Consider the following 6952-nt stretch of genomic DNA (forward strand, 5'->3'; position numbering starts at 1 on the left):
TTGGCGTTGTTGGCGTGCAGGGTGGAAATCGCCAGGTGGCCGGTTTCAGCAAATGCGATGGCGTGCTCCATGGTCTCGCGGTCGCGGATCTCGCCGATCAGGATCACATCCGGTGCCTGGCGCAGGGTATTCTTCAGTGCGGCGTGGAAGCTGCGGGTGTCTACTCCCACCTCACGCTGGTTGATCACACTCTTCTTGTGCCGGTGTACATACTCCACCGGGTCTTCGATGGTGATGATGTGGCCACCGCTGTTGGTATTGCGGTGGTCAATCAGCGCGGCCAGCGAGGTGGACTTGCCCGAGCCGGTCCCCCCCACAAACAGCACCAGGCCGCGCTTGGCCATCACCACATCCTTGAGGATGGGCGGCAGTTTCAGGTCGTCAAACTTGGGAATCTCGGTGACGATATTTCGCGCAACAATGGAAACCTGATTGCGCTGCCAGAAAATATTGATCCGGAAGCGTCCCACATTGGGGATCGTCATTGCCAGATTCATTTCCAACTCGCGCTTGAATTCATCGCGCTGCTCGTCGTCCATGATGTCCATGGCGATCTTCTCGATCTCACCGGGGCCAAGCGGCTCTTTGCTAAGAGGCTTCAGTACCCCCTGGAACTTGGCACAGGGCGGTGCACCAGTGCTTAAGTAGAGGTCAGAGCCATCATTTTTGGCGAGTACACGGAGATAACCGGTAAAATCCATTGATACAGTTCCTGCTGGCGCGAAAATCATCGATCGCAAAGCTTATCGAAAACTGTGACACGCGGCAAAGAAAAATACTTTGAATGTGGTGCGGAACAGGAGGTGGCGAATGATCCGAAAAGCGGTAATTGAAGATGCTCAACGTATCGCCTCGATATACAACCACTATATTGAGCACACCTGCATTACCTTCGAACTAGACCCGGTCTCAGCTGATGAGATCGCGCGCCGTATCGAGGAATGTGGCAACAACGAGCTTCCGTGGTTGGTCGCAGAACACGGCGATCAGGTAATTGGTTACTGCTACGCCACAAAATGGAAAGGTCGTAGTGCGTACAAGTATTCAGTAGAAGCTACCGTCTACCTAGACCCGAGAGTTACTGCTAAAGGCTGGGGCTCCAGGCTGTATCAGGCATTACTTGAACAACTGAAGACACGGGGTATTCATGCAGTGATCTGCGGGATCGCGCTGCCCAATACGGCGAGCGTGGCGCTGCATGAGAAATTCGGCATGCAAAAGGTGGCGCACTTCAAAGAAGTGGGGCGAAAGTTCGATCAGTGGGTGGATGTAGGGTACTGGCAGTGCCTGCTGTAATCTTGAAGTCTTCTGCGCACATGGCTCGATCCGGTGGGACCAGATGCTGATTCCGACATCAATGTGGATAGAGCAATTTTTAGCCAAAATCGCTATTCAGGGCGCGTTCAGCTTTAGTTGGTACGATAGTGCACAATAAGAAAATCAATCCGGACGCCACTCGTCGGCGCCGATTGCCGTGATCGCACAGATGTACCCCATGAAAAGAAGACTGCTACTACCCCACTTGTTTGCGATCATCACCACCGCCGGATGTAGCATGGCTCCCTACCAGTATTCGCCGGAAGACATGCCCCACACCTCACAACAGGCACCACTCCCCCAAGTCAAGCCCTCTCAACCCAACCCCAAACCATCCCCCTCGCCTTCTGAGTTAGTCAAAACGCGACTGTACAAGCAATATCAAGAGTGGAAGGGTACCCGGTATCAATTGGGTGGTATGAGCAAGCGCGGTATCGACTGCTCGGCGCTGGTATTACTCACCTATCGCGATCACATGGGCATCCAGCTTCCCCGTACCACCAGATACCAGGCCCAGGCCGGCAAGGCCATCAAGCGCAACCAGCTGCGCACGGGAGACCTGGTGTTCTTCAAGACCGGCCGCAGGGGGCGGCATGTGGGCATCTATATCGAGAATGGGCAGTTCCTTCACGCGTCGGTATCTCGCGGCGTAACCATTTCCCATTTATCGGAACACTACTGGAATAGCCGCTACTGGCGCGCGCGCAGGCTGGATCTCAAGAATAATAGCTAACCGGTAACCAGCCGGTTACCGGTAAAAACAGAATACCGCGAGTCTCGCCTCGCAAAAGATTATGTTACGCTCATACAAAGTACAAATGTGCGAATAAGCTCTAGGAATACATTCATCATGGATAGAAGCTGGGAGACAGGTTTCACCGTGCCATTTAGGGCTAAGCTCGCCCTGTTTCTACTCTCCCTCTTCGCTATTGCTGGAATTGGTTTCCCCGGTTACAAAATGGAAAGTATTCCACTGATCAGCCTCGCCGTTTTACTCAGTTTTTTCATTTGGGGGGCAGCATTTTACAAAACCTGGCTGCATGTAGACGAAAGCAAAGAAACAGTCACCATCAAGAAACGTTTTTTCCTCACTTGGCAAAAAACATTTTCCTACAGAGGCAAATACCTGCAGCGAGATAGCTCCCCCGCCATCTCGCAAGACTACAGCTCTAGGCCGACCGGTAGCAATGAAATTTACCTGACCGGAAAACACGCCACTCGAGGAGAGCTCCTTTTCTCTTCCAGCGTGAGCGAAGACTACTTCCGGGTCATTGATTACTTGGGCTCCTACATCAAGGTAAAATAAAAAACTCTTACCTTTTCTCCTCGGAGATAACGACAAGCGTGCCCAGAGTAGATTAGAGCCCCCCGCATCGAATAACAAAATACCGATGGGAGCTTTAAACAGCGAGGCTAACTGCCGCCTCCTTTGACTCCTCTGGCGTAATCAGACTGACAATCTGCCAGTCCTCCCTGAGTTTTATATCATGGGAAACGGTGTAAATATGAATTCTGCCCTGTGGGTCGATAGCGTAAAGCTTTGTTGCGCGATTACCGTAAGTTTCCCTATAGTCGTCAAAAGTGAAGGCCTCTGTAATGCGCGTAGTCCTTAAAGTGGCGCCTTTCGCTACCAAGCTGGCGATGCGGCTATAAGTGGCATTTTCTGAAAAAAGCTCCAACTTCTTCGCATATTCATCCGAGACCCGATGACTCGCACGCCCTTCCTGCGAGCCATGGCTTAGACCTAGTACTGAACCATCGCCGAGCACATGCTCGAAGTGATAGGTCACCAGCGGATTCAACTGCTTGTAGGGAGACAGTACCAATACCTTGCCCACAGTAGAAAGGTCCATGGTCAGGCTGGCGTGCTCGGAGATGGGGTTGCCGTAGTAGGTGGGAATATTCTCCATGCGCGCCTCGCGTATGGCATCCCAGTTGGTATCGGCGATTCTGACCGGAATATCTTTTTCCATCAGGTCTTTCGCCAGCATGCGCGCAAACTTGCTTCCCCCAAAAATCAGGAACCCGTTGGGGTAAGGGGCGCGCACACCGAGTAATTTGGCGATTGGCTTGGAGGCCAGGCTCTGCAGGACGACGGTGGCAATGATCACCAGAAAGACCATCGGCACCAGCAGTTCCGATTTGGGCAGCCCGAACGGTTCCAGCTTCAGGGCGAAAAGCGCGGATACCGCGGCAGCGACGATACCCCGCGGGGCGATCCAGCTGAGCATTGCCAGCTCGCGCCAGTTCAGACCAGAGCCCGGGGATGACAGGAATACGGAGAGCGGCCGCGCGACAAACATGATCGCCGCCAATACCAGCAGCGCGCCCCACCCCAGCTGTGCCAGGGTAAAAAACTCCACCCGCGCCGCCAGCAGAATAAACAGGGCAGAAATCAGCAGTACACTGAGGGTTTCCTTGAACTCGAGAATATCGTCGACGTCCAGGTTCTTCATGTTGGCCATCCAGATGCCCATCACGGTGACCGTGAGCAGACCGGATTCATGGGCCATCAGGTCGGAGGCCGCGTAGGCGCCCAGCATCAGGGTCAGCACTGCAGTATTGCGCAGGTAGTGCGGTACCCAGTTGTTCCGGAGCAGAGTACCCAGGAAGTAGCCTATCAGCGAACCCAGGCCAAAGCCGATGGCCACCACTTTCAGCAAAATCACCAGGGTGTGCTCTACAGCATTTTGCGAAGCGACGATGTATTCGTACACCAATACCGCGAGCAGTGCGCCAATAGGGTCAATGACGATACCTTCCCAGCGCAGAATATTGGAGATTCGGGTATTGGGGCGCACCGAACGCAACATGGGAACGATCACCGTCGGCCCGGTTACGGTGACAATGGCACCAAACAGCGCGGCCAGCTGCATCGGCATACCGAGCACATAGTGAGCAGCCGGCGTGGCGATTACCCAGGTTACCAGGGCACCCAGTGTGCACAGATTGCGCACCATGGTGCCGTGCCCGGCGATATCGGAAAACTTGAGGGTAAGCGCACCCTCAAACAGGATGATGGCCACCGCCAGAGATACGAGCGGGAACAGCAGATCGCCAAACAGCGCGTCGGGATCGAGCACTCCGGTAATCGGCCCCAACACAATCCCCGCCAGCAGCAGTGGCAGGATCGCCGGCAACTTGAGCATGAACGCCAGATACTGGCACGCAATCGACACGATCCCCACCATTACTAACAGGGCCATTGGGTTCGAGATCAGTTCTTGCATAGAGATGGCTTGCCGATTGAGCTAGTTATTCGAGCACTGATGCTAAGTTAGCGAATCGCCCCTGGAATTCAATGACTCATAATTACACAAGCCGCACTGGCAGCTATCGGTTCTCTGCAATCCCGTATAAAGTGAATACCGGTGTAGAGTGCATCCCCTGATACCCGGGATGTAGCGATGGCGCCAATTCACCTCCGTGCCAGCCGCTTGCACCACCAGCCAAGATTTACAAAAGGGCAAACCATGAGCACACAAGAACTACAGGCGATCCTCGAGCTGGATTGCGAAGCCCGCTATGAATACTTTCTGGACGTTACCGGAGAAGAGCGTGAAGTCTGGATTCTGATTAACAGCGATGAGCACTTCCTGAAACTGCATTCCGACGAACAGGGCGGCTTCGAGTACCTGCCACTGTGGCCGTCACAAGCATTCGCCGAAGCCTATGCAGAGGGAGAGAGTGATCTTACCGCACGCAGTATTCCCCTGCCCCAGTTCCTCAATCGCTGGCTGCCGGGGCTGGATAAAGACGGAATCGAGGTAGGCGTGTTTCCAGGAGCCGACAACAGCGTTTGGATCACCGATTCCAAGGATCTCGAGCAGGATCTGCGCGACGAACTGGACCGGTTTTAATCCGCCCCACTGCCGACACCGGTGATCTGCGGACTAAAGTATTACCAAGCAATGCAAGGAAGCCTGCTGGTATGAACAGAAAGAACTACATTATTGTGGGATTCTCCGCCTTCGCACTCTCCTGTCTGCAAGCGTGCGACGGCACCCCACAGGGCGGCAGTGGCGAAGGCAAGCCCGTCGACATGCCAAACCCCGCCGCGGAACACTGTGCGGAAATGGGCGGCATCCCGAAGACCAGGACACTGCCCTCCGGAGATCAGGTCGCCACCTGTATCTCACCGGACGGCAAAGAATGCGATGCCTGGATTCTGATGAAAGAAAAGCGCTGCGAACCGGTTGAAGCTACGGAATAGCGCACGGCTCGGCCCCAGCCAGCTGCCCCGATCGCCTGCAGAAAAAATGATACTGATTTCGACCGTGGTTTTTCGCCATGTACAACGCGGTATCCGCATTGTCGATCAGGTGCTCGGGACTCGCCGGGTACCCCCCATACGCATCTTCCACGGTAGTCCCGCCGATACTGGCGGTGACAAACTCCACCCCGTCGTTTCTACCTTCATGGGGGATGGCACACTCACAAATTGCCTGCTGCAGCCGCTCGACGGCTGAGGCGAGTTCCGCCTTATCGCTACCCGGCAGCAGCAGCGCGAACTCCTCGCCTCCGTATCGCGCCAGCAGCTCGCCGCTGCGCCTGGCGCATCCGGCAATGGCATCGCTCACCAGGCGGAGGCAGTGATCACCCGCAACATGTCCATAGTGGTCGTTGTAAGCCTTGAAGTGATCGATATCCAGCAACAACAGCGATAGCGGTTGATTGCGCCGCGCTGCGCGATCCAGCTCTTTTTGCAGGGTTTCATCAAAATGGCGGCGATTGGCCAGCCCGGTAAGCCCATCCTGTTCGGAGAGCTCCTTAAGGCGCATATTCAATTCGATGGAGCGGACCATAGAGCGATACACTGGCGCCGACGCCAGCAGGATCACCACGCTATACAGCAATATTGCGGCCGCCAGGATTTGCATGCGCTCACTGCCATCCAGAACCAGCAGTATTCCTCCGGGCACAACCACCGGAATAAAGAATGCCAACAGCGTCTTCGGATCCGCGGCATAGCCCACCACCGCACAGGCACTCAATCCCATAATCCACAGGCACACCACCGATAAATAAAACGGATCTCCTGCAGGAACAAAAGCAAACCAGGCCACACCGTACAAAGTGCCCTGCAGTGCTGACATGGCGGCGAAGTAATATCCCCAGCGCCGGCACTGGGCGATATCGTTTTCGTGTTTGCGGTAGCGGCAATACAGCGGCACCCGCGCGACGGCAACCAGCATCACTGCCGCGAACCAAAGCAGAAGTGGTAGCGGGTGAGCGACATCCCAGAAATGGGCGACAAGCAAGGCGCCTGCAATTGGGTGGCTGATTGAGAGCGTCCAGGTATGCCGATACACACTGGCAATTTTCTGGGCCCGGACTTGCTGTTCGAGGGTGGGCTTTTGTGTGTTCATTTTTTATTTTTTTGGGAGAGGGTGGAGATGAGGAAGGGATTGGCTTCGTTGCACTTGTGAAGCTCATAGAGTAACCGGGAGGGATTGACTCAAAACACGCTGTGCGTGTTTTGCCCCTGCGGGCTCGGCTTCGCCTCGGTCTCAACTCGCTTTGGCGAGTTGATCGAACCCCGCGAGGGTTCTCACCCGACCTCATCGTCGTTAAACAAAAAAGCCCGGCTTTTAGCCGGGCTTTTTTGTTTAATGGCGGTGAGGGAGGGATTCGA

At 54.9% G+C, this 6952-nt stretch carries 8 protein-coding genes; 5 read left to right on the plus strand and 3 right to left on the minus strand.

The annotated features are described in order from the left end of the window. Positions 1-701 (minus strand): PilT/PilU family type 4a pilus ATPase (locus B4U49_RS01820; RefSeq protein ID WP_143735473.1); only part of this gene is annotated, 701 nt, incomplete at its 3' end. Between the two features lie 109 nt (positions 702-810). On the opposite strand from B4U49_RS01820, the gene B4U49_RS01825 reads away from it, so the two are divergent. From B4U49_RS01825 to B4U49_RS01835, 3 genes are all read left to right on the plus strand, one after another. After that, positions 811-1296 (plus strand): arsinothricin resistance N-acetyltransferase ArsN1 family B, encoded by a 486-nt coding sequence (locus tag B4U49_RS01825; protein WP_078082876.1) that lies wholly within the window; start codon positions 811-813, stop codon positions 1294-1296. Between the two features lie 199 nt (positions 1297-1495). Continuing rightward, the gene (locus B4U49_RS01830; RefSeq protein ID WP_078082877.1) at positions 1496-2050 is read left to right on the plus strand and encodes an NlpC/P60 family protein; all 555 of its coding nucleotides are present in this window, start codon (positions 1496-1498) and stop codon (positions 2048-2050) included. Between the two features lie 117 nt (positions 2051-2167). Next, on the plus strand, positions 2168-2623 hold the full coding sequence (locus B4U49_RS01835; RefSeq protein WP_143735474.1) for a hypothetical protein: 456 nt from the start codon (positions 2168-2170) through the stop codon (positions 2621-2623). A gap of 94 nt (positions 2624-2717) precedes the next feature. Here B4U49_RS01835 and B4U49_RS01840 read toward each other — a convergent pair whose 3' ends face one another. After that, positions 2718-4547, minus strand: a complete 1830-nt coding sequence (locus B4U49_RS01840; RefSeq protein WP_239692430.1) for a cation:proton antiporter — start codon at positions 4545-4547, stop codon at positions 2718-2720. Between the two features lie 243 nt (positions 4548-4790). Between B4U49_RS01840 and B4U49_RS01845 the strand changes: the two genes are divergently transcribed. Both B4U49_RS01845 and B4U49_RS01850 read left to right on the plus strand, forming a co-directional pair. Beyond that, entirely contained in the window at positions 4791-5177 is a 387-nt protein-coding gene (locus B4U49_RS01845) for a DUF2750 domain-containing protein (RefSeq protein ID WP_078082879.1), read from the plus strand. 71 nt (positions 5178-5248) lie between these two features. Then, on the plus strand, positions 5249-5530 hold the full coding sequence (locus B4U49_RS01850; RefSeq protein WP_078082880.1) for a putative hemolysin: 282 nt from the start codon (positions 5249-5251) through the stop codon (positions 5528-5530). On the opposite strand, the gene B4U49_RS01855 is transcribed toward B4U49_RS01850, so the two are convergent. Continuing rightward, the gene (locus B4U49_RS01855; protein ID WP_078082881.1) at positions 5520-6686 is read right to left on the minus strand and encodes a GGDEF domain-containing protein; all 1167 of its coding nucleotides are present in this window, start codon (positions 6684-6686) and stop codon (positions 5520-5522) included. The two genes, B4U49_RS01850 and B4U49_RS01855, sit on opposite strands and share 11 nt — an antisense overlap. Between the last annotated feature and the right edge of the window lie 266 nt (positions 6687-6952).

The organism is Microbulbifer mangrovi (assembly GCF_002009015.1).
In the GTDB taxonomy this organism is placed as follows: domain Bacteria; phylum Pseudomonadota; class Gammaproteobacteria; order Pseudomonadales; family Cellvibrionaceae; genus Microbulbifer; species Microbulbifer mangrovi.

Coding starts and splice junctions, on each gene's coding strand:
- B4U49_RS01825 (WP_078082876.1), top strand. CDS start 811: ATGATCCGAAAAGCGGTAATTGAAGATGCTCAACGTATCGCCTCGATA.
- B4U49_RS01830 (WP_078082877.1), top strand. CDS start 1,496: ATGAAAAGAAGACTGCTACTACCCCACTTGTTTGCGATCATCACCACC.
- B4U49_RS01835 (WP_143735474.1), top strand. CDS start 2,168: ATGGATAGAAGCTGGGAGACAGGTTTCACCGTGCCATTTAGGGCTAAG.
- B4U49_RS01840 (WP_239692430.1), bottom strand. CDS start 4,547: ATGCAAGAACTGATCTCGAACCCAATGGCCCTGTTAGTAATGGTGGGG.
- B4U49_RS01845 (WP_078082879.1), top strand. CDS start 4,791: ATGAGCACACAAGAACTACAGGCGATCCTCGAGCTGGATTGCGAAGCC.
- B4U49_RS01850 (WP_078082880.1), top strand. CDS start 5,249: ATGAACAGAAAGAACTACATTATTGTGGGATTCTCCGCCTTCGCACTC.
- B4U49_RS01855 (WP_078082881.1), bottom strand. CDS start 6,686: ATGAACACACAAAAGCCCACCCTCGAACAGCAAGTCCGGGCCCAGAAA.